At 63.2% G+C, this 1,422-nt stretch carries 1 protein-coding gene; it reads left to right on the top strand.

All coding sequences use genetic code 11. The features are described from left to right. Positions 1 to 114 precede the first annotated feature (114 nt). Positions 115 to 1,422: IS21 family transposase (istA, locus tag BCO18175_RS40345; protein ID WP_174989391.1), on the top strand; the 1,308-nt coding region annotated here is incomplete at its 3' end.

The following is a 1,422-nucleotide window of genomic DNA, read 5'->3' as shown; positions in this document are numbered from 1 at the left end:
TGTTGATGTCCGCACAGAACTGACCCACTAGAGCTGAAAATTTTCATCGAATTTTGACCCACGTGATTGAATGCCCTGCTCAATCTTTGAGCAGGGGATACAAAGGTGATCACGGTGGGCATATTGGCCAAGATCAGGCGGATGTATTTCCGCGAGAAGGTCCCGTTGCGCGAGATTGCGCGGCGTACGGGCCTGTCCCGAAACACGGTGCGCCGCTGGCTGCGGCAGACTGATGCTGTCGAGCCGAAGTATCCGAAGCGCGTCAGCCCGAGCGTCATCGACGACTGGGCCGCACAGCTGACAGGTTGGCTGCGTGCCGACAGTCATCGCCCGAAGCGTGACCGGCGCACCGCCCGGTTCATGTTCGAGGCGATCCGCGCCGAGGGTTACGCCGGCAGCTACGGCCGCGTAAGCGCGTTCGTGAGGCGTTGGCACGAGGAGCAGGCTGAGGCGCCTCGCAGGAAGGCCTTCGTGCCGCTCGCCTTCGAACCCGGCGAAGCCTTCCAGTTTGACTGGAGCTGCGAATACGCGTTTGTTGGCGGGCTACGGCGACGCCTGGAGGTCGCCCACGTCAAACTTAACTCCAGCCGCGCGTTCTGGCTCGTCGCCTATCCCACACAGAGTCACGAGATGCTGTTCGATGCGCACGCCCGCGCATTCGCCGCGTTCGGCGGCGTGCCGCGGCGCGGCATCTACGACAACATGAAGACCGCCGTGGACAAGGTTGGCTGCGGCAAGGAGCGTGCGGTCAACGCGCGCTTCGAAGCGATGTGCAGTCACTACCTGTTCGAGCCGGAGTTCTGCAACCGGGCTGCAGGCTGGGAGAAAGGCATCGTCGAGAAGAACGTTCAGGACCGGCGACGTCAGATCTGGCACGAAGCAGCGCTACGGCGCTGGGAAACGCTGGAGATCCTGAACGAATGGGTCGCTGGTCAGTGTCGTGAGGCGTGGCACATGCGGCACCCGCAGTGGCCTGAGCTGACAGTCGAGGATGTGCTGCAGGACGAGCGTACCCGGCTGATGCCCAATCCACGGCCGTTCGACGGCTACATCGAGCAGACCCTGCGAGTCTCGTCGACCAGCCTGATTCACTTCCAACGCAACCGCTACAGCGTGCCCACCGAGTACACGAACCAGTTGGTGAGCGTGCGCTGCTATCCGGCATATCTCAGCGTCGTCGCCAACGCCCAGGAGATCGCACGCCACGAACGCAGCTTCGAGCGGCACATGACCTTCTACGATTGGCGCCACTACGTCACGCTGGTCGAGCGCAAACCCGGCGCACTGCGCAACGGCGCACCGTTCATCACGATGCCGCAGCCGCTGCAACTGCTGCAGCGGCATCTGCTGAAACACCCGGGCGGCGATCGCGTCATGACGCAGGTGCTCGCTGCGGTGCGCGAACACGGGCTCGATGCGGTG

It is taken from the genome of Burkholderia lata, assembly GCF_902499335.1.
GTDB lineage: Bacteria > Pseudomonadota > Gammaproteobacteria > Burkholderiales > Burkholderiaceae > Burkholderia > Burkholderia lata_B.
This window is presented reverse-complemented; position numbering and strand designations above follow the sequence as displayed.